The sequence below is a fragment of the Streptomyces sp. NPDC052687 genome, from assembly GCF_040678395.1.
GTDB lineage: Bacteria > Actinomycetota > Actinomycetes > Streptomycetales > Streptomycetaceae > Streptomyces.
Window position 1 is genome coordinate 24,665 of the sequence record NZ_JBFATR010000050.1, and the last position, 22,942, is coordinate 47,606.

Annotated in this window: 23 protein-coding genes; 14 read left to right on the plus strand and 9 right to left on the minus strand. The window is 72.1% G+C overall.

The window, feature by feature from the left end:
- Positions 1 to 91: 91 nt before the first annotated feature.
- From AB0K92_RS28270 to AB0K92_RS28280, 3 genes are all read right to left on the minus strand, one after another.
- A complete protein-coding gene (locus AB0K92_RS28270; protein ID WP_365927437.1) occupies positions 92 to 1,792 on the minus strand; it encodes a methylmalonyl-CoA mutase family protein in 1,701 nt (566 codons plus the stop codon).
- 73 nt (positions 1,793 to 1,865) lie between these two features.
- Positions 1,866 to 2,204, minus strand: coding sequence for a DUF3817 domain-containing protein (locus AB0K92_RS28275; protein ID WP_365927439.1), 339 nt, complete (start codon positions 2,202 to 2,204; stop codon positions 1,866 to 1,868).
- Positions 2,205 to 2,247: 43 nt separating this feature from the next.
- Entirely contained in the window at positions 2,248 to 2,757 is a 510-nt protein-coding gene (locus AB0K92_RS28280; protein WP_166002350.1) for a MarR family transcriptional regulator, read from the minus strand.
- 166 nt (positions 2,758 to 2,923) lie between these two features.
- Between AB0K92_RS28280 and AB0K92_RS28285 the strand changes: the two genes are divergently transcribed.
- From AB0K92_RS28285 to AB0K92_RS28295, 3 genes are read left to right on the plus strand one after another with little or no spacing between them, the layout of a single operon-like run.
- Positions 2,924 to 3,676: a hypothetical protein gene (locus tag AB0K92_RS28285; protein ID WP_365927441.1), complete on the plus strand. Its 753-nt coding sequence runs from the start codon at positions 2,924 to 2,926 to the stop codon at positions 3,674 to 3,676.
- On the plus strand, positions 3,673 to 4,353 hold the full coding sequence (locus AB0K92_RS28290; protein WP_365927443.1) for a DUF4166 domain-containing protein: 681 nt from the start codon (positions 3,673 to 3,675) through the stop codon (positions 4,351 to 4,353). Before AB0K92_RS28285 ends, AB0K92_RS28290 begins: the two co-directional genes overlap by 4 nt.
- The gene (locus AB0K92_RS28295) at positions 4,350 to 5,000 is read left to right on the plus strand and encodes a TetR/AcrR family transcriptional regulator (RefSeq protein WP_365927445.1); all 651 of its coding nucleotides are present in this window, start codon (positions 4,350 to 4,352) and stop codon (positions 4,998 to 5,000) included. Before AB0K92_RS28290 ends, AB0K92_RS28295 begins: the two co-directional genes overlap by 4 nt.
- Positions 5,001 to 5,081: 81 nt before the next feature.
- On the opposite strand, the gene AB0K92_RS28300 is transcribed toward AB0K92_RS28295, so the two are convergent.
- A complete protein-coding gene (locus tag AB0K92_RS28300; protein ID WP_365927447.1) occupies positions 5,082 to 5,378 on the minus strand; it encodes an MTH1187 family thiamine-binding protein in 297 nt (98 codons plus the stop codon).
- Positions 5,375 to 5,719, minus strand: a complete 345-nt coding sequence (locus AB0K92_RS28305; protein ID WP_365927449.1) for a DUF3817 domain-containing protein — start codon at positions 5,717 to 5,719, stop codon at positions 5,375 to 5,377. Before AB0K92_RS28305 ends, AB0K92_RS28300 begins: the two co-directional genes overlap by 4 nt.
- A gap of 241 nt (positions 5,720 to 5,960) precedes the next feature.
- On the opposite strand from AB0K92_RS28305, the gene AB0K92_RS28310 reads away from it, so the two are divergent.
- The 4 genes from AB0K92_RS28310 (at position 5,961) to AB0K92_RS28325 (ending at position 8,611) form a co-directional block, all read left to right on the plus strand.
- Positions 5,961 to 6,593: an AIM24 family protein gene (locus tag AB0K92_RS28310; protein WP_365927451.1), complete on the plus strand. Its 633-nt coding sequence runs from the start codon at positions 5,961 to 5,963 to the stop codon at positions 6,591 to 6,593.
- Between the two features lies 1 nt (position 6,594).
- Positions 6,595 to 7,245 (plus strand): AIM24 family protein, encoded by a 651-nt coding sequence (locus tag AB0K92_RS28315; RefSeq protein WP_365927453.1) that lies wholly within the window; start codon positions 6,595 to 6,597, stop codon positions 7,243 to 7,245.
- Complete coding sequence (locus tag AB0K92_RS28320) at positions 7,242 to 8,042, plus strand: AIM24 family protein (protein WP_365927455.1); 801 nt, start codon at positions 7,242 to 7,244, stop codon at positions 8,040 to 8,042. The genes AB0K92_RS28315 and AB0K92_RS28320 overlap by 4 nt, the downstream gene beginning before the upstream one ends.
- Before the next feature lie 92 nt (positions 8,043 to 8,134).
- A complete protein-coding gene (locus AB0K92_RS28325; RefSeq protein WP_166002341.1) occupies positions 8,135 to 8,611 on the plus strand; it encodes a MarR family transcriptional regulator in 477 nt (158 codons plus the stop codon).
- A gap of 18 nt (positions 8,612 to 8,629) precedes the next feature.
- On the opposite strand, the gene AB0K92_RS28330 is transcribed toward AB0K92_RS28325, so the two are convergent.
- Both AB0K92_RS28330 and AB0K92_RS28335 read right to left on the minus strand, forming a co-directional pair.
- The gene (locus AB0K92_RS28330) at positions 8,630 to 10,039 is read right to left on the minus strand and encodes an ATP-binding protein (RefSeq protein ID WP_365927458.1); all 1,410 of its coding nucleotides are present in this window, start codon (positions 10,037 to 10,039) and stop codon (positions 8,630 to 8,632) included.
- The gene (locus AB0K92_RS28335; RefSeq protein WP_365927460.1) at positions 10,036 to 10,701 is read right to left on the minus strand and encodes a response regulator transcription factor; all 666 of its coding nucleotides are present in this window, start codon (positions 10,699 to 10,701) and stop codon (positions 10,036 to 10,038) included. The genes AB0K92_RS28330 and AB0K92_RS28335 overlap by 4 nt, the downstream gene beginning before the upstream one ends.
- A 118-nt stretch (positions 10,702 to 10,819) precedes the next feature.
- On the opposite strand from AB0K92_RS28335, the gene AB0K92_RS28340 reads away from it, so the two are divergent.
- Positions 10,820 to 11,419 carry a PepSY domain-containing protein gene (locus AB0K92_RS28340; protein ID WP_365927462.1) on the plus strand — a complete coding sequence of 200 codons (600 nt, stop codon included), beginning with the start codon at positions 10,820 to 10,822 and terminating at the stop codon, positions 11,417 to 11,419.
- Positions 11,420 to 11,617: 198 nt separating this feature from the next.
- On the opposite strand, the gene meaB is transcribed toward AB0K92_RS28340, so the two are convergent.
- Complete coding sequence (gene meaB / locus AB0K92_RS28345) at positions 11,618 to 12,574, minus strand: methylmalonyl Co-A mutase-associated GTPase MeaB (protein ID WP_365927464.1); 957 nt, start codon at positions 12,572 to 12,574, stop codon at positions 11,618 to 11,620.
- A gap of 41 nt (positions 12,575 to 12,615) precedes the next feature.
- Positions 12,616 to 13,830, minus strand: a complete 1,215-nt coding sequence (locus AB0K92_RS28350) for an acetyl-CoA C-acetyltransferase (RefSeq protein WP_365758154.1) — start codon at positions 13,828 to 13,830, stop codon at positions 12,616 to 12,618.
- 146 nt (positions 13,831 to 13,976) lie between these two features.
- Between AB0K92_RS28350 and mce the strand changes: the two genes are divergently transcribed.
- The 6 genes from mce to AB0K92_RS28380 form a co-directional block, all read left to right on the plus strand.
- Positions 13,977 to 14,417 carry a methylmalonyl-CoA epimerase gene (mce, locus tag AB0K92_RS28355; RefSeq protein WP_365927466.1) on the plus strand — a complete coding sequence of 147 codons (441 nt, stop codon included), beginning with the start codon at positions 13,977 to 13,979 and terminating at the stop codon, positions 14,415 to 14,417.
- 211 nt (positions 14,418 to 14,628) lie between these two features.
- Positions 14,629 to 18,675, plus strand: a complete 4,047-nt coding sequence (gene scy, locus AB0K92_RS28360) for a polarized growth protein Scy (RefSeq protein WP_365927468.1) — start codon at positions 14,629 to 14,631, stop codon at positions 18,673 to 18,675.
- A 219-nt stretch (positions 18,676 to 18,894) separates the two neighbouring features.
- Entirely contained in the window at positions 18,895 to 19,833 is a 939-nt protein-coding gene (locus tag AB0K92_RS28365; protein WP_365927470.1) for a cellulose-binding protein, read from the plus strand.
- Positions 19,834 to 19,979: 146 nt separating this feature from the next.
- A complete protein-coding gene (locus AB0K92_RS28370; RefSeq protein ID WP_365927472.1) occupies positions 19,980 to 20,939 on the plus strand; it encodes an ABC transporter ATP-binding protein in 960 nt (319 codons plus the stop codon).
- 5 nt (positions 20,940 to 20,944) lie between these two features.
- On the plus strand, positions 20,945 to 21,715 hold the full coding sequence (locus AB0K92_RS28375) for an ABC transporter permease (RefSeq protein WP_365927474.1): 771 nt from the start codon (positions 20,945 to 20,947) through the stop codon (positions 21,713 to 21,715).
- 113 nt (positions 21,716 to 21,828) lie between these two features.
- On the plus strand, positions 21,829 to 22,942 hold a 1,114-nt coding region (locus tag AB0K92_RS28380; protein WP_365927476.1), incomplete at its 3' end, for an ABC transporter ATP-binding protein.

Genomic DNA, 22,942 nt, shown 5'->3' on the forward strand with positions numbered 1-22,942 from the left:
CTCTCGCGGGTGTCCCGCGGAGGACGCGCCAGGGGACGGGCGCGGCGGCGCCCGCCCCCTGGTCCGCCGGGTCCCGAAGGCCCGGTCCGGCTCAGAACCCGGCGGGCTCGGTGTACACGCCCCACTCGTCCCTGAGGACCCCGCAGATCTCCCCGAGCGTCGCCTCGGCGCGCACCGCCTCCAGCATCGGCTCGATCATGTTGGAGCCGTCGCGGGCGGCGGCGAGCATGCCGTCGAGCGCGGCGCGCACCCGGGTCTCGTCGCGTTCGGCACGGCGTGCGCCGAGGACGCGCACCTGCTCGCGCTCCACCTCGTGGCTGACCCGCAGGATCTCCAGGTCGCCGGTGACCGAGCCGGTGTGGGCGTTGACGCCCACGACCTTTTTGTCGCCCTTCTCCAGGGCCTGCTGGTAGCGGAAGGCGGATTCGGCGATCTCGCCGGTGAACCAGCCGTCCTCGATGCCGCGCAGGATGCCGGAGGTCATGGGCCCGATCGGGTGCTTGCCGTCGGGGTGGGCCCGCAGACCGCGCTCCTTGATCTGCTCGAAGATCTTCTCGGCGTCGGCCTCGATGCGGTCGGTGAGCTGCTCGACGTACCAGGAGCCGCCCAGCGGGTCGGCGACGTTGGCGACGCCGGTCTCCTCCATCAGCACCTGCTGGGTGCGCAGCGCGATCTCCGCGGCCTGCTCGCTCGGCAGGGCGAGGGTCTCGTCGAGGGCGTTGGTGTGCAGCGAGTTGGTCCCGCCGAGCACCGCGGCCAGGGCCTCGACGGCCGTACGGACCACGTTGTTGTACGGCTGCTGCGCGGTCAGCGAGACGCCGGCGGTCTGGGTGTGGAAGCGCAGCCACTGCGCCTTCTCGCTCTTCGCGCCGTAGACGTCGCGCATCCAGCGCGCCCAGATGCGGCGCGCGGCGCGGAACTTGGCGATCTCCTCGAAGAAGTCGACGTGCGCGTCGAAGAAGAAGGACAGTCCGGGCGCGAAGACGTCGACGTCGAGCCCGCGCGAGAGCCCCAGCTCCACGTACCCGAATCCGTCGGCCAGGGTGTACGCCAGCTCCTGCGCGGCCGTCGCGCCCGCCTCACGGATGTGGTAGCCGGAGACGGAGAGCGGCTTGTAGGCGGGGATCTTGGCGCTCGTGTACTCCATCAGGTCGCCGATGAGGCGCAGATGGGGCTCGGGCTGGAAGAGCCACTCCTTCTGGGCGATGTACTCCTTGAAGATGTCCGTCTGGAGCGTGCCGTTGAGGCGGGAGATGTCCACGCCCTGCCGCTCGGCGGCCACCAGGTACATGCAGAAGACGGGCACGGCGGGCCCGCTGATGGTCATCGAGGTGGTGACGTCCCCGAGCGGGATGTCCCGGAACAGCACGTCCATGTCGGCGGCCGAGTCGATGGCCACCCCGCAGTGCCCGACCTCGCCGAGCGAGCGCGGGTCGTCGGAGTCGCGGCCCATCAGCGTCGGCATGTCGAAGGCCACGGACAGCCCGCCGCCGCCGGCGGCGAGGATCATCTTGTAGCGCTCGTTGGTCTGCTCGGCATTCCCGAACCCGGCGAACTGCCGGATGGTCCACGTCCGCCCCCGGTACCCGGTCGGATACAGGCCGCGCGTGAAGGGGAACTCCCCGGGCCAGCCGATCCGCTCGAAGCCCTGGTAGACGTCCCCCGGCCGGGGACCGTACACCGGCTCCACGGGGTCTCCGGAGAGCGTGGTGAAATCCGCGTCGCGCTTGCGCGCGGCGTCGTACCGGGCCTGCCAGCGTCGGCGACCCTCCTCGATGGCGTCAGCGTCCATACCCTCGAATTTACTAGGACGTCCTAGTAAATGTCGATGGCTGACAGCCGTACGCGTCCGTACGGCTGTGTGCCTACGCCTTGGCGGCCGCCGGCGATTCCTCGGCGACCTTGGCCTCCAGCTCGCGGCTGATCTTCCGCTCGACGAAGAAGGCGGCGGTGGGAATGGTCCCGGCCAGCAGCACCCACGCCTGCTTGCCGAACGGCCACTTGGCCTTGGAGCCCAGATCGAAGGCGAAGATCAGGTAGACCACGTACAGCCAGCCGTGGGCGATGCTGACGACCTGGGTGAAGTCCGCCGCGCCGTCGCTCTTGAGCGCGTACTTGCCGATCATGCCGAAGGTCAGCAGGACGAGCAGCACACCGGTGACGTAGGCCATGACGCGGTAGCGCGTCAGCACGCTCTTTTTCATGCGTACGAGCGTAACCAGGCGTTCCGGGGGATCTTGGCCGGGGTCAGCCCTCGTCGAAGTCGTGGGCGGCCACCCGCAGCGGGCGCAGCATCGCGAAGATCTCCGCGCACTCCTCGGCGTCGTAGACACCCAGGCCGAAGTCCATGGCCATGAGGTCGCGGGTGGCGGACTCGACGACCTCGCGGCCCTTGTCGGTGATGGAGGCGAGGGTGCCGCGGCCGTCGTTGGGGTTGGGGCGCTTGGCGACGAGGCCGGACTTCACCAGGCGGTCCACGGTGTTCGTCACGGACGTCGGGTGGACCATGAGGCGTTCGCCGATCTTGGACATCGGCAGTTCGCCGGCCTTGGAGAAGGTGAGCAGCACCAGCGCCTCGTACCGCGCGAAGGTCAGCCCGTACGGCTTGACCACCGCGTCGACCTCGGCGAGCAGGATCTGGTGCGCCCGCATGATCGAGGTGATCGCGGCCATGGACGGCACGTTGCCCCAGCGCTGCTTCCACAGTTCGTCGGCGCGGGCGATGGGGTCGAAAGGAAGGCTGAGGGGCTTCGGCACGTCATCAGAGCCTACCGGCCGGTCATATGCCGGTCAGCTCTGTCTCGCCTTTCGGTCGCCGGCCGGTCTGCGGACATCTCTTTGAGCACTCGCTCAAGACAGTGCTACCGTCCTGCCCTGGCGTTTGAGCGAACGCTCAACACGCACACGGACTGGGGGAACCGGGATGGGGCTCTACATAGAGGCACGGATCAGAACCGACCTCGACGACCTGTGGGCCCGCACCCAGGAGCCCTCCCAGCACCAGCGCTGGGACCTGCGCTTCACCGAGATCGACCACCTCCCGCGCGCGGAGGGCGAACCGCAGCGCTTCCGGTACGCCACGCGCGTGCTGCCGTTCCTGACGATCGCCGGCACCGGCGTCTCGGCCGGCGAGCGGGAGCGCCCCGACGGCACCCGCACCTCCGCGCTGCGCTTCGCCTCCCCTCACCCGCTCTCGCTGCTCGCCGAGGGCAGCGGTTACTGGCGGTACGTGCCGGACGGTGACGGCATCCGCTTCCTCACCGGCTACGACTACCGGACCCGCTGGGGCGCGTTCGGCGCGCTCGCCGACCGCTGTGTCCTGCGCCCCCTCATGGGCTGGGCCACGGCCTGGTCCTTCGACCGGCTCCGCCTCTGGCTGGAGCGGGGCGTCACCCCCGAGCGGGCGCTGTGGAACTGGCTGGCGGAACTGACCGTCCGCGCGGTGGTCGTCACCGTCGCCGTGACCGGCCTCGGCCTCGGCTCGGCGGCGCGCCTGCTGGGCCCGTTCGCGGCGTCGACCGCCTACCTGTGCCCGCTCCTGCTGGCGGTCGCGATCTGCCTCGCCCTGTTCAAGGAGCCCCTGTCCTGCACCCCGGCCGCCCGCCGCTGCCTGCGCACCCCGCCCACCCGCGCGCGTGCGCCCCGCCTGCTGAGCACCCTGGAGACCCCGCGATGACCTCGATCTTCCGTACGGTCATGGGCGCCGACTTCGACCGTCTGCACCCGCGGCTGCAGCGCCGCTTCTCCGTCGGCCTCACCAGCGGCGAGGCCTGCACCGGCCGGGGCGTCATGAGCCGGATCTGGCACGGCGGGGCGTTCGTCAGACCGTTCCTGGCCCTCGGCGCCACCCGCAACATCCTCGTCCCGCGCACCGGCCGGAACGTGCCCTTCACCATCGAGAACGTGCCGTACACCGACACCTTCGGCCGGGAGACGGTCAGCTTCGTGCGCACGTTCCGGCTGCCCGGCCGCCCCCGCCGCTTCGACGCCCAGATGGTGCTCGGCCCCAAGGGCGACCGCGTCCTCGACTACCTGGGCACCCACCAGCACCTCGCCAGCGAACTGCACCCGAGCGCCGAACCCGACGGCTCCCTGCTGATCCGCTCCGGCGAGCACCGCTTCCGCGAGGGCCCGGTGGACGTCCGCGTGCCCGCCCTGGTCGGCGCGACGGCCGAGGTCCGCGAGTCCTACGACGACGCGGCCGGCGTGTTCCGCGTCCGGGTCCGCGTGGTCAACGACCGCTTCGGCCCGCTCTTCGGCTACGAGGGCGCCTTCACGGTGACGTACAGCGACATCCGCGCCTGCGGTGTACGCCCCGGGCTGCGCCCCGTCCGCGAGGAGTCCCGCGCGTGAGCCCCGACACCGCCAAGGCGCAGGAGACGAAGACCAAGCTGCTGGAGGGCGCTCTGCGCACCCTCACCGAGCAGGGCATCGCCAAGACGTCGGCGCGCACGGTGGCGGCGGCCGCGGGGGTGAACCAGGCGCTCGTCTTCTACCACTTCGGCTCGGTCGACGAACTGCTCGCGGCGGCCTGCCGCTACGGAGCCGAGCAGGCCGTCGCCCGCTACCGCGACCGGCTCGCCCAGGTCACGTCCCTGTCGGGGCTGCTGGCGCTGGGCCGCGCGATCCACGAGGAGGAGCGGGCCGGCGGCCATGTCGCGCTCCTCGGCCAGCTCCTCGCCGGCGCGCAGACCCACGCCGCCCTGGGCCCCGCCACGGCGGGCGGCCTCCAGCTGTGGATCGACGAGATAGAGCGGGTCCTGACCCGGGTGCTGGCCGGGACGCCGTTCGGCGAGTTCGCCGACCCGGCGGGCCTGGCCCGCGCGGTGGCGGCGTCGTTCGTCGGGATCGAGCTGTACGAAGGGGTGGACGCGGCGGGCGCGGCGTCGGCACTGGACGCGCTGGAGCAGCTCGGCGTGCTGGTGGCGGCGCTGGAGGAACTGGGTCCGGTCGCGCAGCGGGCCGTACGGCACCATCTGCGCCGCACGGCCCGCCGCTGAGGCGGTTTTCTCCCCGCCTCTTGTTGCTCTTCCTCGCTCTTCCTCGCTCTTCCTGGCGCGTCGCCTCGCGTCTTCGTGCCGCTACTCGCCGGACAGGTGCCGCTCGACGGTCGCCACCTTCGAGGTGAGGCCGTCGGTGACGCCGGGCCGGATGTCCGCCTTGAGCACCAGGGACACGCGGGGCGCGCGTGCCTCCACGGCGGCCACGGCCCGCCTGACGACGTCCATGACCTCGTCCCACTCGCCCTCGACCGAGGTGAACATCGCGTCGGTGCGGTTCGGGAGACCGGACTCGCGGACCACGCGCACGGCGTCGGCGACGTACTCCCCCACGTCCTCGCCGACGCCGAGCGGAGTCACGGAGAAGGCGACGATCATGCGTTTACGACCCCTTCCTTGCGGGCGCGCGAGGCGATCACCGCGTCCTCGGCCTCACGCCGCAGCCTGCGCTCGGCGAAGAAGCCGCCGGCCGGCAGGACCGAGAGGACGAAGTAGAGGGCGGCGGTCCCGAAGGACCACTTGGCGCGGTTCCAGGCGTCCGCCCAGAAGATCACGTACAGGATGAACAGCACGCCGTGCACCGCACCCATGACGGGCACCGCGTTGAAGTCCGTCGTCCGCTTCAGCACGGAGCAGACGAGCAGGATCAGGAACGAGATGGCCTCGGGAGCCGAAACCAGGCGGAGGCGGCGCAGGGCACTGGCGGTCTTGATGTCCACGGGTCACCTTCGGTGGGAGAGTCGTCACGGGACGCGGTCGCTTTGTGAACGGATGCACAAACGCCGTTCCATTGTGGCAAACGGTCACCCGGGGGCTTGCCCCAGGGTCGGGCGAACGGCGGCCCCGAGGTGCGCCCGGGCGTCGGCTCCGGGTTCCCCTCCGGGTCCCGCTCCGGGTCCGCTCCGGGTCCGCGCCCCTGTCGGCGGGCCGCCCCCGGCGGCTACCTTCGCAGGTGTGGCGATGTTCCGACTTCAGGGCGGCAGGGTGCTCGCCGTCGACATGACCGGGGACGCCGTGCGCGCGAAGAACGGGTCGATGGTCGCGTACGACGGACAGATGGCGTTCAAGAAGCTCAGCGGGGGCGGTGAGGGGATACGGGGCATGGTGACCCGGCGGATCACCGGCGAGCAGATGACCGTGATGGAGGTGAAGGGGCACGGGACGTGCTGGTTCGCGGACCGGGCGTCCGAGATCAGCCTGGTGACGCTCCAGGGCGACAAGCTGTTCGTGGAGTCGAGCAACCTGCTCGCGACCGACGGCGGGCTGCGCACCGGCACCAGCTTCACCGGACTGCGCGGCGCCTCCCAGGGCAACGGCCTGTTCACCACCACCGTCGAGGGGCACGGGCAGGCGGCGATCACCTCGGACGGGCCCGCGGTGGTGCTGCGGGTCAGCCCGCAGTATCCGCTCTCGGTCGACCCGGGGGCGTACGTGGCGCACCAGGGGAACCTGCGGCAGTCCTTCCAGTCCGGTGTGACGTTCCGCACGTTCCTCGGCGAGGGCGGCGGCGAGGCCTTCCAGATCCGCTTCGAGGGGGACGGGCTGGTCTACGTCCAGCCCAGCGAGCGCAACACGATCGCGGGGGACGTGTGAGATGACCTTCCGGGAGATCAATCCGAAGATGGTCGAGGCGACCGTCGTGCCGGGACAGCGGCTGTTCAGTCAGCGCGGTGCGATGCTCGCGTACCGGGGCGAGGTGACCTTCACCCCTAACCTGGCGGGCGGCCGGGGCGGCGTCATGTCGATGATCGGCCGCCGGCTGGCCGACGAGGACACCCCGCTGATGACCGTGGAGGGCAGCGGCACGGTCCTCTTCGGGCACGGCGGCCACCACGTCCAGGTGATCCGCCTCGCCGGCGACACCCTGTACGTCGAGGCGGACCGGCTGCTGGCGTTCGAGGGCACGCTCCGGCAGGGGACGATGTTCCTGGGCTCGCAGGGCGGCGTCATGGGCATGGTGCGCGGGCAGGTCACCGGGCAGGGGCTGTTCACCACCACCCTGGAGGGCCACGGGGCCGTCGCCGTGATGGCGCACGGCGGTGTCCTGGAGATCCCGGTCACCCCGCAGCGCCCGGTGCACGTCGACCCGCAGGCGTACGTCGCCCACCACGGCGAACTGCGCAACAAGCTGTCGACCGCGCTGGGCTGGCGGGACATGGTGGGCCGCGGGTCCGGCGAGGCGTTCCAGCTGGAGCTGAGCGGCAACGGCGCGGTCTACGTCCAGGCCTCGGAGGAGAAGCTGTGAGCACGTACGCGACGCCCGGCGGCGGCCCGGCGGTCTTCGACCCCGCCACCCTCCCCGCCGACGACAACGTGAACCCGTACACCTTCTGTGTGGAGCTGTCGGGGAGCCGGTGGTTCCTGCAGAAGGGCAAGATGATCGCCTACTACGGCTCGATCGACTTCAACGGCATCGGGCACGGCCGGCTGGAGCGGCTGGTGCGCACGTCGTTCCACTCGCCGCTGCACGCCTCCGACTGGGTGGTGGCGGAGGGCTCGGGCAAGATGCTGCTCGCCGACCGGGCCTTCGATGTGAACGCGTACGACCTCGAGGACGGCAATTTGACCGTTCGGGCAGGGAATCTGCTCGCTTTTCAGCCAACTCTCTCCCTCAAGCAGTCGATCGTGCCGGGCTTTCTGACGCTCCTCGGAACCGGGAAGTTCGTGGCCGCATCTAACGGGCCGGTGGTGTTCATGGAACCCCCGATCCGGGTGGACCCGCAGGCGCTCGTCGGCTGGGCCGACTGCCCGTCACCGTGCCATCACTACGACCACGGGTACCTGACGGGCGTTCTGGGCGGTCTACGTGCGATGACGGGCCTCGGCGGGGCTTCCGGAGAGGAGCATCAGTTCGAGTTCGTGGGAGCGGGCACCGTCCTGCTCCAGTCCACCGAGACCCTGGTTCCCGAGCAGGACGCGGGGGCGGTTCCGCAGCGGGCGGGAGTGCCCGGCGCGGGAATGTCCGGAGGACAGGGGGCATCGGCCGGGACACCGCGCCTTCCCGGACAGCTGGGAGACCTCCAGCGTCGCTTCGGGCTGTGAGCGGTAGTCTGCGGAGTGTGACATCGAACGCGTGCGCGCTGTCACACCACCCAGACTAGTTCACCTTTCAACTTCTTAGGTAGACTTCATTCATGGAGACCGAGACGGCCACGCGCTGGCTGACCGATGCGGAGCAGTGTGCCTGGCGCACCCACCTGGAGGTCAACAGACTGTTGACATACCAGCTCGAAAAGGATCTGCAGCCGTTCGGCCTGACGATGAACGACTACGAGATCCTGGTGAATCTCTCGGAGTCGGACGATCTGCGCATGCGCATGAGCGATCTGGCCTCCGCCACCCTGCAGTCCAAGAGCCGCCTCTCGCACCAGATCACGCGCATGGAGAACGCCGGCCTGGTGCGCCGGGAGAACTGCGAGTCCGACCGCCGGGGACTGTTCGCCGTCCTCACCGACCACGGCATGGAGACGATGCGCAAGGTCGCCCCGCACCACGTGGCGTCCGTGCGCAGGCACTTCATCGACCTCCTCTCCCCCGAGGCCCTGACCGAGCTGGACAAGGCGTTCCGGCCCATCGCCGAGCACCTGCGCGGCCAGCGCGGACGCCCCTGACCACGCAGTGCCAGAGGCCTAGGCCAGTGGCAGGCGGAGCTCGAACAGGGCTCCGCCGCCCGGCGCCGCACCGGCCGTGAGGGTCCCGCCGTGCCGGACGGCCACATCGCGGGCGATCGCCAGGCCCAGCCCGGCGCCGCCCTCGTCGCGGCTGCGGGCGTCGTCCAGCCGGACGAACCGCTCGAAGATCCGCTCCCGGTCGGCCTCGGGCACCCCGTCGCCGTCGTCGGCGACCCGCACCACGACCGCCCGGTCCCCGTCCCGGCGGACGGTCACGGTGACCGCCGAGCGCGCGTGCCGCTCGGCGTTGTCCAGCAGATTGGCCAGCACCCGGCCCAGCTGGCCGCGTGATCCGGCCACTTCCGCCCCGGCCGGCCCGGCCTCGACGGTCACCATCGGCCGCCCCGCCGCCTCCTCGCGGGCCAGCGCCGGCAGGTCCACCCGGGCGTCGGCGGGCCGCTCCCCGGCGTCCAGCCGCGCCAGCAGCAGCAGGTCGGCGGCGAGCCGCTGCAGCCGTACGGTGTCCTCGACCGCCCCGTCGAGGTCCAGCAGCGTGGGATGGGCGGCGGCCACCTCCAGCTGGGTGCGCAGCGAGGCGATCGGGCTGCGCAGCTCGTGGGAGGCGTCGGCGACGAACCGGCGCTGACGCTCCACGGACGTCTCCAGCGCGGCCAGGGTCTCGTTGGTGGTGCGGGCCAGACGGGCGATCTCGTCATGGGTGCCGGGCTCCGGCACCCGCCGGGTCAGGTCCGCCGAGGCGGTGATCTCCGCCATCTCGCGGCGGATGTCCTCGACCGGGCGCAGGGCGCGCCGGGTGACCAGCCAGGTCACCGAGGCCACGACGGCCAGCAGCAGGGGGAACCCGGCCAGCATCACCCCGGAGGCGGTGCGCACCGCGTCCTGCTGGGCCGCGAGGGAGGCACCGGCGTAGACGCGGACGGTCTCGTCGCGCGCGTCGGTGACCTCCGCCCCGGCGAAGCGGTACGCCTGGCGCTCGCCGTCCACGGTGGCGGTGCCCCGCCCGTGCCAGTCGATCTCCGCGAGTTCGCCGGGCTCGGCGGCCTCGGCGGCCTCGTCATCGTGCTCCGGCTCGGGTGCGGGGCTGTGCAGCGGGGTGACGCCGGACGTGCCGGTGCCGCTGACGGCCTCCAGGCCCTCGCTGACGGCGAGGACCCTGCCGTCCTCGTCGACGACCTGCACGGGGTTGTCGTCGCCGTCCGGCAGGTCGAGGTCGGCGTACGGGGTGCGGGCGGCGATCCGGGAGGCGATCTGGCGGGCGACGGCGTCGGCCTCGGCGTCCGCCCGGCTCTCCAGGTTGCCGCGCAGCGACAGCAGGACGGCCGCGCCGGCGGCGAGCAGCGCGACCGCGACGACGAGGGTCGCGGCCAGCGCGGCGCGCGCCCGCACGGAACCGAACAGGCGTGTCATCGCGGGGTCTCCAGGCGGTAGCCGGCGCCCCGGACGGTGCGGATCAGCGGGGCGCCCAGCTTGCGGCGCAGGGCGCTGACGTACACCTCGACGATGTTCGGATCGCCTTCGTAGGCGAAGTCCCACACGTGCTCCAGGATCTCCGCCTTGGAGACCACCTCGCCGGCGCGCAGCGCGAGCTGCTCCAGCACCGCGAACTCCTTGGCCGTGAGGGGGACCTCCGCGCCGTCCTTGTCCACCCGCCGGGCGCCGGTGTCCAGCCGCAGCGCGCCGAGCGTGATCACCGGGGTGCCGCTCCCCGTGTTCCGGCGGCGCAGCAGCGCCTTGATCCGGGCCACCAGGACGACGTACGAGAACGGTTTCGTCAGGTAGTCGTCGGCGCCGGTGTCCAGGCCCTCCGCCTCGTCGTACTCGCCGTCCTTGGCGGTCAGCATCAGGATCGGCACGTCGTTCCCGGCCGCGCGCAGGGCGGAGCAGACGCGGTAGCCGTTCATGCCCGGCAGCATGATGTCGAGGAGGACCAGGTCGTACGGCGACTCGCTCGCCCGGTGCAGGCCCTCCAGGCCGTCGTGGACGACGTCCACGGCGTAGCCCTCGGCGGTGAGGCCCTTGGCCAGGGACAGGGCGAGGCGTCTCTCGTCCTCGACGATCAGCAGGCGCATGCGTACAGGGTGGCAAACCGAAGCTGAAACGATCTTCAGGTCGCTTCAGCGTGGCTTCAGGTTCGGCTCGGCAGGGTGGATCACGTCGCAACCGAGCGAGTCGACCTGGAGGGTCCTCATGAAGCGCAACATCGTCATCGCCGCCGTCACCGCGACCGCCCTGCTCGGCGGAGGAGCGGCGGTCGCCTTCGCGAACGGTGACGACGGGGCGAAGGGTGCCGTCGCGGACGGCTCCGCCGACCGGGCGGCCGCGAGCGAGGTGACCGCCGTGGAGGCCATCGACGCCGCGCTGAAGGAGCGGGCGGGCACCGTGGTCTCCGTGGACCTGGACGAGGACGGGGACGACGGCGGGGACGACGGCGGGAACGGCAAGCGGGACGTCGCCGCCTGGGAGGTCGACGTCCTGGGCTCCGGCAGCACCTCGTACACCGTCCGGGTGGACCCGGCGAACGGCAGGATCCTCGGCACGGAGACCGACCAGGACGAGGACGACGTCGCAAAGGCGCGTGCGCTGCTCAAGGGTGCCGACGTGGACGCCCGTGAGGCGGCGCGGGCCGCTGCCGCGAAGGGGGTCGTGACGTCCGTGGACCTCGACGACGAGGGGCGCTCCGCGGGGTGGGGCGTGGAGACCGCCGGGGAGTCCGGGCAGGACTGGCGCGTCGACCTGAAGACGGGGAAGGTCACGGCGGAGCGGGACGACGACTCCGACGAGGACTGAGTGGGTAGGTCCTGCCGGGCTGGGCTTCGTCGCCGGGTGGGGGTTCGTGGGGGCTGGTCGCGCAGTTCCCCGCGCCCCTTTGGGCGCTGACGCGCCCGCGCGGCGGAGCCGCGTTCGAGGGGCGCGGGGAACTGCGCGAGCAACCCTCCACTGACCGCGCCCGGCGACGCGGCGCAACCACCCTGGACCTCAGCCGCCCTAGGCCTCCGTCAGCCCCGCGACCAGCTCGTCCGCCGCGCGGTACGGGTCCAGGTCGCCCGCGACGATTCGCTCCGCGAGGGCGGACAGCCTCCGGTCGCCGTGGAGGTCGCCGATGCGTTCGCGCAGGGCGGTGACCGCGATGGTCTCCACCTCGCGGGCGGCGCGGGCGAGGCGGCGTTCGGCGAGGACGCCGCGCTCCTCCATCCAGGCCCGGTGCTTCTCCAGGGCCTCCACCACCTCGTCGACGCCCTCGGCGCGCGCGGCGACCGTCTTCACGATCGGGGGCCGCCAGTCGCCGGGGCCGCGGGACTCGCCGAGGCCCAGCATGTGGTTCAGCTCGCGGGCGGTGGCGTCGGCGCCGTCACGGTCGGCCTTGTTGACGACGTAGACGTCGCCGATCTCCAGGATTCCGGCCTTCGCCGCCTGGATGCCGTCGCCCATGCCGGGGGCCAGGAGGACGACGGAGGTGTCCGCCTGCGAGGCGATCTCGACCTCCGACTGGCCGACGCCGACCGTCTCCACCAGGATCACGTCGCAGCCCGCGGCGTCCAGGACGCGGATCGCCTGGGGCGCGGCCCAGGCGAGGCCGCCGAGGTGGCCGCGGGTCGCCATGGAGCGGATGTAGACGCCGGGGTCGGAGGCGTGCTCCGACATGCGGACGCGGTCGCCGAGCAGGGCGCCGCCCGAGAACGGGGACGACGGGTCGACAGCCAGGACGCCGACCCGCTTGCCCTGCTTTCGGTACGCCGTGACCAGCGCGGACGTGGACGTGGACTTGCCGACGCCGGGCGAACCGGTCAGGCCGACGACGTAGGCGTTGCCGGTGAGCGGGGCGAGCGCCGCCATGACCTCCCTGAGCTGCGGGGACGCCCCCTCCACCAGGGAGATCAGCCGGGCCACGGCCCGTGGCCGGCCTTCCCTGGCCTGGGCGACCAGCGAGGAGACGTCCTGCATCACAGCTCCGTTCACTAGAGATCGGCTATCGAAAGGGCCGCTCAGGCCTTCGGCACCCGCACGATCAGCGCGTCGCCCTGGCCGCCGCCGCCGCACAGCGCGGCCGCGCCGACACCGCCCCCGCGCCGCTTCAGCTCCAGCGCGAGGTGCAGCACGAGCCGGGCGCCGGACATGCCGATCGGGTGCCCCAGGGCGATGGCACCCCCGTTGACGTTCACCTTTTCGGTGGACACGCCGAGGTCCTTCATTGACTGCACGGCGACCGCGGCGAAGGCCTCGTTGATCTCGATCAGATCGAGGTCGGAGACCTCCAGGCCCTCCTTCTTCAGGGCGTGTGCGATCGCGTTCGACGGCTGCGACTGCAAAGAGTTGTCCGGGCCGGCGACGTTGCCGTGGGCGCCGATCTCGGCGATCCAGTCCAGGCCCAGCTCCTGCGCCTTGGCCTTGCTCATCACCACGACCGCGGCGGCGCCGTCGGAGATCTGCGAGGAGGAGCCGGCGGTGATCGTGCCGTCCTTGGAGAACGCCGGGCGCAGCTTGGCCAGGGACTCCACGGTGGTGTCGCCGCGGATGCCCTCGTCCTTGCTGAAGAGAACGGGGTCGCCCTTGCGCTGCGGGATCTCGACCGGGGTGATCTCGGCCTCGAAGATGCCGTTCTTCTGCGCGGCGGCGGCCCGCTGGTGGGACAGGGCGGCGATCTCGTCCTGCGCCTCGCGGCTGATGCCGAGGCGGGCGTTGTGCTTCTCCGTGGACTCGCCCATGGCGATGTTCTCGAAGGCGTCGGTCAGACCGTCGTACGCCATCGCGTCGAGCATCTGCACCGCGCCGTACTTGAAGCCCTCGCGGGACTTCGGCAGCAGGTGGGGGGCGTTGGTCATGGACTCCTGGCCGCCGGCGACCACGATGTCGAACTCGCCGGCGCGGATCAGCTGGTCGGCCAGCGCGATGGCGTCGAGGCCGGAGAGGCAGACCTTGTTGATGGTCAGCGCGGGGACGTTCATCGGGATGCCCGCCTTGACGGCCGCCTGGCGGGCCGGGATCTGGCCCGCGCCGGCCTGGAGCACCTGGCCCATGATCACGTACTGCACCTGGTCGCCGCCGATCCCCGCACGGTCGAGGGCGGCCTTGATCGCGAAGCCGCCGAGGTCGGCTCCGGAGAAGGACTTCAGCGAGCCGAGCAGCCGCCCCATCGGGGTACGCGCACCCGCGACGATGACGGACGTCGTGCCGTTTGTCCCAGAAGTTCCAGAAGACATGAGCTGCGATCCCCTTACCGGCTGCACAGCCGAGGAGTGAACGAGGGTTTACTCGAATGTACTGAGCGGTATCCCGCCCGTCATCGGGCTGTCGGTGTGATCGCGCGCACGTTGCGTAACCACCTCCGGAGCGCTGCACTGAGTCCATGCTGACGCGAATCGACCACATCGGGATCGCCTGTTTCGACCTCGACAAGACCGTCGAGTTCTACCGTGCCACGTATGGCTTCGAGGTGTTCCACACCGAGGTCAACGAAGAGCAGGGCGTGCGGGAGGCCATGCTCAAGATCAACGATACGTCCGACGGCGGGGCGTCGTACCTCCAGCTCCTGGAACCGACCCGCGAGGACTCCACCGTCGCCAAATGGCTGGCCAAGAACGGCGAGGGCGTCCACCACATCGCCTTCGGCACCGCGGACGTCGACGGCGACGCCGCCGCCGTCAAGGACAAGGGCGTGCGGGTGCTCTACGACGAGCCCCGGCGCGGCTCCATGGGGTCGCGGATCACCTTCCTGCACCCCAAGGACTGCCATGGCGTCCTGACAGAACTGGTCACTTCGGCGCCTGTTGAGTCACCTGAGCACTGACCCTCGTACATAGGGGCCGGTAGGGTTGGGGGCGGTCGCCCCGCTTCCACCGGGGCGACCCGTGCCGGGGTCCGGGTTTCGGGGGACGAGCGTCGGGGCAGCAGCCCGTGTTCCGTCGTTGATCTGACACCATTCCCCGGGGGCCCCGTTCGGCGGATGGACGGAGCTCGTTTGGAGAGACTTGCGACCAGGGGACGGATGGGACCGCGCAGTGCGGGGCTACGAGAGCCAGGAGCGAGAGCCGGCGGCTGACGTCGACCACCTCTCTCGGTTCGAGGCCGAGATGAAGCGGCTGAGGACCGAGCGGGAAAAGGCCATCCAGCACGCCGAGGACCTCGGCTACCAGGTCGAGGTGTTGCGGGCCAAGCTGCACGAGGCGCGCCGCACCCTCATGACCCGGCCCGCCTACGACAGCGCCGACATCGGCTACCAGGCCGAACAGTTGCTGCGCAACGCGCAGATGCAGGCTGACCAGATCCGCGCCGACGCCGAGCGCGAGCTGAGCCAGGCCAGAGCGCAGACCCAGCGCATCCTTCAGGAGCACGCCGAGCAGGCCGCCCGGCTCCAGGCCGAGCTGCACCAGGAGGCCGTGACCCGGCGCCAGCAGCTCGACCAGGAGCTGGCCGAGCGCCGGCAGACCGTCGAGTCGCACGTCAACGAGAACGTGGCGTGGGCGGAGCAGTTGCGTGCCCGCACCGAGCAGCAGGCGCGCCGGCTGCTGGAGGAGTCCCGCGCGGAGGCCGAGCAGGCGATGGCCGCCGCCCGCGCGGAGGCCGAACGGCTCACCGCCGAGGCCCGCCGGCGCCTGCAGGCCGAGGCCGAGGCGGCCCGCGCGGAGGCCGAACAGCTGCTGCGCCGCGCCCGCGCGGACGCCGAGCGGCTGCTCAACGCCGCCTCCACGCAGGCGCAGGAGGCCACCGACCACGCCGAGCAGCTGCGCACCTCCACCGCCAGCGAGTCGGAGGCCGCCCGCCGGCAGGCCGCCGAGCTGAGCCGCGCCGCCGAGCAGCGGATGGCCCAGGCCGAGGAGGCGCTGCGCAAGGCGCAGTCCGAGGCGGAGAAGCTGGTCACCGAGGCGAAGGAGGCCGCCGCCAAGACCCTGGCGAGCGCCGAGGCCGCCAACGAGACCCGCACCCGCACCGCCAAGGAGCAGGTCGCCCGGCTGGTCAGCGAGGCCACCAAGGAGGCCGAGTCCACCAAGGCGGAGGCCGAGCAGCTGGTCGCGGACGCCCGCGCGGAGGCCGAGAAGATCGTCGCGGAGGCCGCCGAGAAGGCCCGCACGATCGCCGCCGAGGAGACCGCCACCCAGCTGTCGAAGGCGGCGAAGACCGCCGAGGACGTGCTGACCAAGGCGTCCGAGGACGCCAAGAAGACCACCAGGGCCGCCGCCGAGGAGGCCGAGCGGATCCGCCGGGAGGCCGAGGCCGAGGCGGACCGGCTGCGCGCCGAGGCGCACGACATCGCCGAGCAGCTCAAGGGCGCGGCGAAGGACGACACCGAGGAGTACCGCGCCAAGACCGTCGAGTTGCAGGAGGAGGCCCGCCGGCTGCGCGGCGAGGCCGAGCAGCTGCGCGCCGACGCGGTCGAGGAGGGCGAGAAGATCCGCGCCGAGGCCCGCAAGGAGGCCGTGGCGCAGATCGAGGAGGCGGCGAAGTCCGCCGAGGAACTGCTGGCCAAGGCGAAGGCCGACGCGGACGAGCTGCGCCGTACCGCCACCGCGGACAGCGAGAAGGTCCGCACCGAGGCCATCGAGCGGGCGACGACGCTGCGCCGGCAGGCCGAGGAGACCCTGGAGCGCACCCGCGCGGAGGCCGAGCGCCACCGCGAGGAGGCCGCCGAGCAGGCCGAGACCGTCAGGGCCGAGGCCGAGCGGGCCGCGCGCGAGCTGCGCGAGGAGACCGAGCGGGCGGTCGCGGCCCGGCAGGCGGAGGCCGCCGAGGAGCTGGCCCGCCTGCACGCGGAGGCCGAGCAGCGGCTGGCCGCGGCCGAGCGGGCGCTGACGGAGGCCCGTGAGGAGGCCGCCCGGCTGCGCCGGGAGGCCACCGAGGAGACCGACCGGCTGCGCGCCGAGTCCGCCGAGCGGATCCGCACGCTCCAGCAGCAGGCCGAGACGGAGGCCGAGCGGCTGCGTGACGAGGCCGCCGCCGACGCGTCGGCGTCCCGCGCGGAGGGCGAGGCCGTCGCCGTACGGCTGCGGTCGGAGGCCGCCGCGGAGGCGGAGCGGCTGAAGCAGGAGGCGCAGGAGAGCGCCGACCGGATGCGCGCCGAGGCGCAGGCCGCCGCCGAGCGGCTGGCCGCGGAGGCGTCGGAGACGCTGGCCGCCGCGCAGGAGGAGGCCGCCCGGCGCCGCCGCGAGGCCGAGGAGACGCTGGGCGCGGCCCGGCAGGAGGCCGACCAGGAGCGCGAACGGGCCCGCGCGCAGAGCGAGGAGCTGCTGGCGAGCGCGCGCAAGCGCGTGGAGGAGGCGCAGGCCGAGGCGGTCCGGCTGGTCGAGGAGGCCGACCGGCGCGCCACCGAGATGGTGGCCGCGGCCGAGCTGCACGCCCAGCAGGTGCGCGACTCGGTCGCCGGGCTGCACGAGCAGGCGCAGGAGGAGATCCAGGGCCTGCGCAGCGCCGCCGAGCACGCGGCGGAGCGCACCCGCCGGGAGGCCGAGGAGGAGGCGGACCGGGTCCGCACCGACGCGTACGCCGAGCGGGAGCGGGCGAGCGAGGACGCGACCCGGCTGCGCCGCGAGGCCACCGAGGAGGTGGAGGCCGCCAAGGCGCTCGCGGAGCGCACCATGGCGGAGGCGCTGGCCGAGTCGGAGCGGGTGCGGTCGGACGCGTCCGAGTACGCCCAGCGGCTGCGCACGGAGGCGTCGGACAACCTCGCCGAGGCCGACCAGGCGGCGGCCCGCACCCGCGCGGACGCCCGCGAGGACGCCAACCGGATCCGCTCGGACGCGGCGACGCAGGCGGACACCCTCATCACCGAGGCGCGGGCCGAGGCCGAGCGCCTGACCACGGAGACGGCCGCCGAGGCCGAGCGGGTGCGCACCGAGGCACTGGCGGAGGCCGAGCGCGTCACCACGAAGGCGGCCGCGGAGGCCGAGCGCGTCACCACCGAGGCGGTCACCGAGGCCGAGCGGCTGCGCACGGAGACCACGGCCGAGGCCGAGCGGGTGCGCACGGAGGCGCTGGCCGAGGCGGACCGCGTCACCACCGAAGCGCTGACGGAGGCCGATCGGGTGCGCACCGAAGCGGTCGCGAACGCCGAGCAGCTGCTCGCGGAGGCCACCGGCGAGGCGGAGCGGCTGCGTGCCGAGGCCGCGGAGACGGTCGGGTCGGCACAGGCGCGCGCGGAGCGCGTCCGGGCGGAGTCGGAGCGGGTCAGGGCCGAGGCGGCCGAGGAGGCCGAGCGGGTCACCACGAGCGCGCGGGAGGAGGCCGAGCGGACCCTGGACGAGGCCCGCAAGGAGGCCAACAAGCGGCGTTCGGAGGCGGCCGAGCAGGTCGACAAGCTCATCTCGGAGACCACCGCGGAGGTCGACAAGCTGCTCGCGGAGGCGCAGGAGCAGGCGCTGAAGACCACCGCGGACGCCGAGTCGCAGGCCGACACCATGGTGGGCGCGGCCCGCAAGGAGGCGGAGCGGATCGTCTCGCAGGCGACGATCGAGGGCAACTCCCTGGTGGAGAAGGCCCGTACGGACGCGGACGAGCTGCTGGTCGGCGCCCGCCGGGACGCGACGGCGATAAGGGAGCGCGCGGAGGAGCTGCGCGACCGCGTCACCACCGAGATCGAGGAGCTGCACGAGCGGGCCCGCCGCGAGGCCGCCGACACCATGAAGTCGACCGGCGACCGCTGCGACGCGCTGATCAAGGCCGCCGAGGAGCAGCTGGCCAAGGCCGAGGCGAAGGCGAAGGAGCTGGTGTCGGAGGCCAACTCCGAGGCCGGCAAGGTGCGGATCGCCGCGGTGAAGAAGGCCGAAGGGCTGCTGAAGGAGGCCGAGCAGAAGAAGGCCAAGCTCATCAAGGAGGCCGAGGAGCTGAAGGCCGAGGCGGTCCGCGAGGCCCAGCGCACGGTCGAGGAGGGCAAGCGCGAGCTGGAGGTCCTGATGCGCCGTCGTGAGGACATCAACGCCGAGATCTCCCGTGTCCAGGACGTGCTGGAGGCGTTGGAGTCTTTTGAGGCGCCGGCGGCCGGCAAGGACGGCGGCGTCAAGGCCGGTGCGACGGTGGGCGCGCCCCGTTCGGGTGGCAAATCGTCGGACGGGTAGCCGAGGAGGGGGGCAGCGGTGTTTGCTGGAGTCTTTGACCCCGTCCCTGACGGGGCCTTTGGCCAAGCCTTTGCCGACGTGTTCGGCAAGCGATCCGAGGGTCAGCCACTCAAAAGGGGTGTCATTCTCCAGATCAAACACGCATCCGCTCGATGACACGCCGCTTCGGCCCCTAGGATTCCACTTATCACCTCACCGGTCTCATTCGACAGGAACCCCATGAGCGACACTTCCCCCTACGGCTTCGAGCTTGTGCGGCGTGGATACGACCGCGCTCAGGTGGACGAACGTATCTCCAAGCTCGTCTCCGACCGTGACAGTGCTCTCGCCCGCATCACCGCTCTGGAAAAGCGCATCGAGGAGCTCCACCTCGAAACGCAGAACGCCCAGGCCCAGGTCAGCGACGCCGAGCCGTCGTACGCCGGTCTCGGCGCGCGCGTGGAGAAGATCCTGCGACTCGCCGAGGAAGAGGCCAAGGACCTGCGCGAGGAGGCCCGTCGCGCGGCCGAGCAGCACCGTGAGCTGGCCGAGTCGGCGGCCCAGCAGGTGCGCAACGACGCCGAGGCGTTCGCCGCCGAGCGCAAGGCGAAGGCCGAGGACGAGGGCGTCCGGATCGTCGAGAAGGCCAAGTCCGACGCCGCCCAGCTGCGCGCGGAGGCGCAGAAGGACGCGCAGTCCAAGCGCGAGGAGGCCGACGCGCTGTTCGAGGAGACCCGCGCCAAGGCCGCCCAGGCCGCCGCGGACTTCGAGACGAACCTGGCCAAGCGCCGCGAGCAGTCCGAGCGCGACCTGGCGTCCCGTCAGGCCAAGGCCGAGAAGCGCCTCGCCGAGATCGAGCACCGCGCCGAGCAGCTGCGCCTGGAGGCCGAGAAGCTGCGTACCGACGCCGAGCGCCGCGCCCGCCAGACGGTGGAGACCGCCCAGCGCCAGGCCGAGGACATCGTGGCCGACGCCAACGCCAAGGCCGACCGGATCCGTTCGGAATCCGAGCGCGAGCTGGCCGCCCTCACCAACCGCCGCGACTCCATCAACGCCCAGCTCACCAACGTGCGCGAGATGCTCGCCACGCTCACGGGCGCCGCGGTGGCCGCGGCCGGCACGCCGTCCACGGACGACGAGCCGATCTCCCGCGGGGTCCCGGCCCAGCAGACCCGGTAACCGGCGGCCCCGGTAACCGGCGGCCCCGGTTACCGGCGGCCCCGGTATCCGGCGGTCCGCCAACCGGCGGTCCCGCCAACCGCACAGCGCCGAGCCCCCTGCCACTTCCGGTGGCAGGGGGCTTTGTCCCGTTCTAGCGTGGCCGCATGATCGAGCTCGAGGGGCTGACCAAGCGGTACGGCGAGAAGGTGGCGGTCAACAACCTGACGTTCGCCGTGCGACCCGGCATCGTCACGGGCTTCCTCGGCCCGAACGGCGCGGGCAAGTCCACCACCATGCGGATGATGCTGGGCCTGGACCGGCCGACCGCCGGGGACGTGCGCATCGACGGCAAGCACTACGACCGGCTCAGGGACCCGCTGACGTACATCGGCGCGCTCCTCGACGCCAAGGCGGTGCACGGCGGACGCAGCGCCTACCACCATCTGCTGTGCCTCGCCCAGAGCAACGGCATCCCGGAACAGCGGGTGCACGAGGTGCTGGACACGGTCGGACTCACGGCGGTGGCCCGCAAGAAGGCCAAGGGGTTCTCGCTGGGCATGGGGCAGCGGCTCGGCATCGCCGCCGCGCTGCTCGGCGACCCGCGCATCCTGATGTTCGACGAGCCGGTCAACGGGCTCGACCCCGAGGGCATCCACTGGATCCGCACGCTGATGAAGTCGCTGGCCGCGCAGGGGCGGACGGTGTTCGTGTCGAGTCATCTGATGAGCGAGATGGCGCTGACCGCGGACCACTTGGTGGTGATCGGGCAGGGCCGGCTGCTCGCCGACACCTCCATGGCGGACTTCATCGCGAAGAACTCCCGCAGTTACGTCCGGATCCGCACCCCGCAGCCGGAGCGGCTGCTGGACGTGCTGCACGGGGCCGGGATCACGGCCGTGGCGAGCGGCGGGGCGTTCGAGGCGGACGGCGAGAAGCCGGAGCGGATCGGCGAGCTGGCCGCGCAGCACCAGGTGGTGCTGCACGAGCTGAGCCCGCAACAGGCCTCCCTGGAGGAGGCGTTCATGCGGCTGACCGCGGAGTCGGTCGAGTACCACGCGCACTCGGACACCTCACCCGCGCCGCGGCAGCGGCAGCAGTGGGGCGACGGCTGGAAGAAGGGCTGAGGAGCATGGCGGCCACCCAGGTCATCCGGTCGGAGTGGACGAAGATCCGCTCGGTGGCGTCCACGGTGTGGACCCTCTCCCTCGCCGTGCTGGTCACCATCGCGCTGGGGATGCTCATCGCCGCGCTGTCGAAGAACGAGTTCGACTCCATGAACGCCCGGGACCGGCTGTCGTTCGATCCGACGTTCATCAGCTTCGCGGGGATGAGTCTCGGTCAGCTCGCGATGATCGTGTTCGGGGTGCTCGTGGTCTCCAACGAGTACAGCACCGGCATGATCCGCACCTCGCTGGCCGCCGTACCGCAGCGCGGCGTGTTCCTGTCCGGCAAGCTGGCGGTCGCGACCGCGCTCGCGCTGGTGGTCGGGACGGCCACCAGCTTCGCCGCGTTCTTCCTCGGGCAGGCGATGCTCGGCGATCTCGGGGCGCGCCTCGGCGATCCGGGGGTACTGCGGGCGGTGATCGGCGGCGGGCTCTACATGACGCTGATCGCGATGTTCTCCATGGGCGTCGCCGCGATGCTGCGCTCCCCGATGCTGTCGCTGGGCATCCTGATGCCGTTCTTCTTCCTGATCTCGAACATCCTCGGCACCGTCGGCGCCACGAAGAGGATCGGCCGGTTCCTGCCGGACCAGGCCGGCAGCAAGATCATGCAGGTGGTGCCGCCGGCCGGCGACGACACCCCGTACGGCCCGTGGGGCGGGCTCGGGATCATGGCGCTGTGGGTGGTCGCGGCACTGGCCGGCGGTTACCTGCTGCTCAAGCGGCGGGACGCGTAGGAGCGGTCGTTTCTTTACTCGCTCTTGGGTGGAACCGTCAGCGCCCCGATATCCTCCTAACCCTTACGGGGGCGTGTGCCCCGCTGTCCTGAACCTTTCGATGGGTGCGGAGCATGATCGAGGCAGTCGGCCTGACCAAGCGCTACGGCGACAAGACCGCTGTGTACAACCTTTCCTTCCAGGTGCGGCCCGGCGCCGTCACCGGCTTCCTGGGCCCCAACGGCTCCGGCAAGTCGACGACGATGCGCATGATCCTCGGCCTGGACAACCCCACCTCGGGGCAGGTGACGATCGGCGGCTACCCGTACCGCAAGCTGCCGAACGCGCCCCGCCAGGTCGGCGCGCTGCTCGACGCGAAGGCCGTGCACGGCGGCCGGACGGCCCGCAACCACCTGCTGTCCCTGGCCCAGCTCTCCGGCATCCCGGCCCGCCGGGTGGACGAGGTGCTGGGCGTGGTGGGCCTCCAGGACGTGGCCCGGCGCCGCTCGAAGGACTTCTCGCTGGGCATGGGCCAGCGGCTCGGCATCGCCGCGGCGCTGCTGGGCGACCCGCAGGTGCTGCTGTTCGACGAGCCGGTCAACGGGCTCGACCCCGAGGGCATCCTCTGGGTGCGCAACCTGATGAAGTCGCTCGCGGCGGAGGGCCGTACCGTCTTCGTCTCCTCGCACCTGATGAGCGAGATGGCGCTGACCGCCGACCACCTCATCGTGATCGGGCGCGGGCAGCTGCTCGCCGACATGAGCGTGCGGGACTTCATCGCGGCGAACTCCGCCGGGTTCGCCCGGGTGCGCACCCCGGACACCGAGCCGCAGGCGCGCGAGAAGCTGGCGTCCGCGCTGACCGAGGCGGGCGGCCAGGTGCTGCCCGAGCAGGACGGGGCGCTGCGGGTGACCGGGCTGCCGCTGCCGCGCATCAGCGACATCGCGCACGAGACGGACGTACGGCTGTGGGAGCTGTCGCCGCACCAGGCCTCCCTGGAGGAGGCGTACATGCGGATGACGCAGGCGGCCGTCGACTACCGCTCCACCACCGACCAGAAGGCGGGCCTGCAGCAGCCGCTGCCGCCGGGCGCGCAGCCGCCGGTGCCGGTGCCCGGCCAGGGCCAGCCGGGCTGGTACGCCCCGCCGCCGCCCCAGCAGGGCGGGCAGCCGTTCGCGATGCCGCAGGCGCCGGGCCCCTACGGCGCCCCCGGCCCGTACGGCGGCCCGCAGGCCCCGGCCGCGCCCG

Excerpts from the sequence above, each read along its gene's own strand:
- AB0K92_RS28270 (WP_365927437.1), bottom strand. The coding sequence starts at position 1,792 with ATGGACGCTGACGCCATCGAGGAGGGTCGCCGACGCTGGCAGGCCCGG.
- AB0K92_RS28275 (WP_365927439.1), bottom strand. The coding sequence starts at position 2,204 with ATGAAAAAGAGCGTGCTGACGCGCTACCGCGTCATGGCCTACGTCACC.
- AB0K92_RS28285 (WP_365927441.1), top strand. The coding sequence starts at position 2,924 with ATGGGGCTCTACATAGAGGCACGGATCAGAACCGACCTCGACGACCTG.
- AB0K92_RS28290 (WP_365927443.1), top strand. The coding sequence starts at position 3,673 with ATGACCTCGATCTTCCGTACGGTCATGGGCGCCGACTTCGACCGTCTG.
- AB0K92_RS28300 (WP_365927447.1), bottom strand. The coding sequence starts at position 5,378 with ATGATCGTCGCCTTCTCCGTGACTCCGCTCGGCGTCGGCGAGGACGTG.
- AB0K92_RS28310 (WP_365927451.1), top strand. The coding sequence starts at position 5,961 with ATGTTCCGACTTCAGGGCGGCAGGGTGCTCGCCGTCGACATGACCGGG.
- AB0K92_RS28315 (WP_365927453.1), top strand. The coding sequence starts at position 6,595 with ATGACCTTCCGGGAGATCAATCCGAAGATGGTCGAGGCGACCGTCGTG.
- AB0K92_RS28325 (WP_166002341.1), top strand. The coding sequence starts at position 8,135 with ATGGAGACCGAGACGGCCACGCGCTGGCTGACCGATGCGGAGCAGTGT.
- AB0K92_RS28330 (WP_365927458.1), bottom strand. The coding sequence starts at position 10,039 with ATGACACGCCTGTTCGGTTCCGTGCGGGCGCGCGCCGCGCTGGCCGCG.
- AB0K92_RS28335 (WP_365927460.1), bottom strand. The coding sequence starts at position 10,701 with ATGCGCCTGCTGATCGTCGAGGACGAGAGACGCCTCGCCCTGTCCCTG.
- AB0K92_RS28340 (WP_365927462.1), top strand. The coding sequence starts at position 10,820 with ATGAAGCGCAACATCGTCATCGCCGCCGTCACCGCGACCGCCCTGCTC.
- meaB (WP_365927464.1), bottom strand. The coding sequence starts at position 12,574 with ATGCAGGACGTCTCCTCGCTGGTCGCCCAGGCCAGGGAAGGCCGGCCA.
- AB0K92_RS28350 (WP_365758154.1), bottom strand. The coding sequence starts at position 13,830 with ATGTCTTCTGGAACTTCTGGGACAAACGGCACGACGTCCGTCATCGTC.
- mce (WP_365927466.1), top strand. The coding sequence starts at position 13,977 with ATGCTGACGCGAATCGACCACATCGGGATCGCCTGTTTCGACCTCGAC.
- AB0K92_RS28365 (WP_365927470.1), top strand. The coding sequence starts at position 18,895 with ATGAGCGACACTTCCCCCTACGGCTTCGAGCTTGTGCGGCGTGGATAC.
- AB0K92_RS28370 (WP_365927472.1), top strand. The coding sequence starts at position 19,980 with ATGATCGAGCTCGAGGGGCTGACCAAGCGGTACGGCGAGAAGGTGGCG.
- AB0K92_RS28375 (WP_365927474.1), top strand. The coding sequence starts at position 20,945 with ATGGCGGCCACCCAGGTCATCCGGTCGGAGTGGACGAAGATCCGCTCG.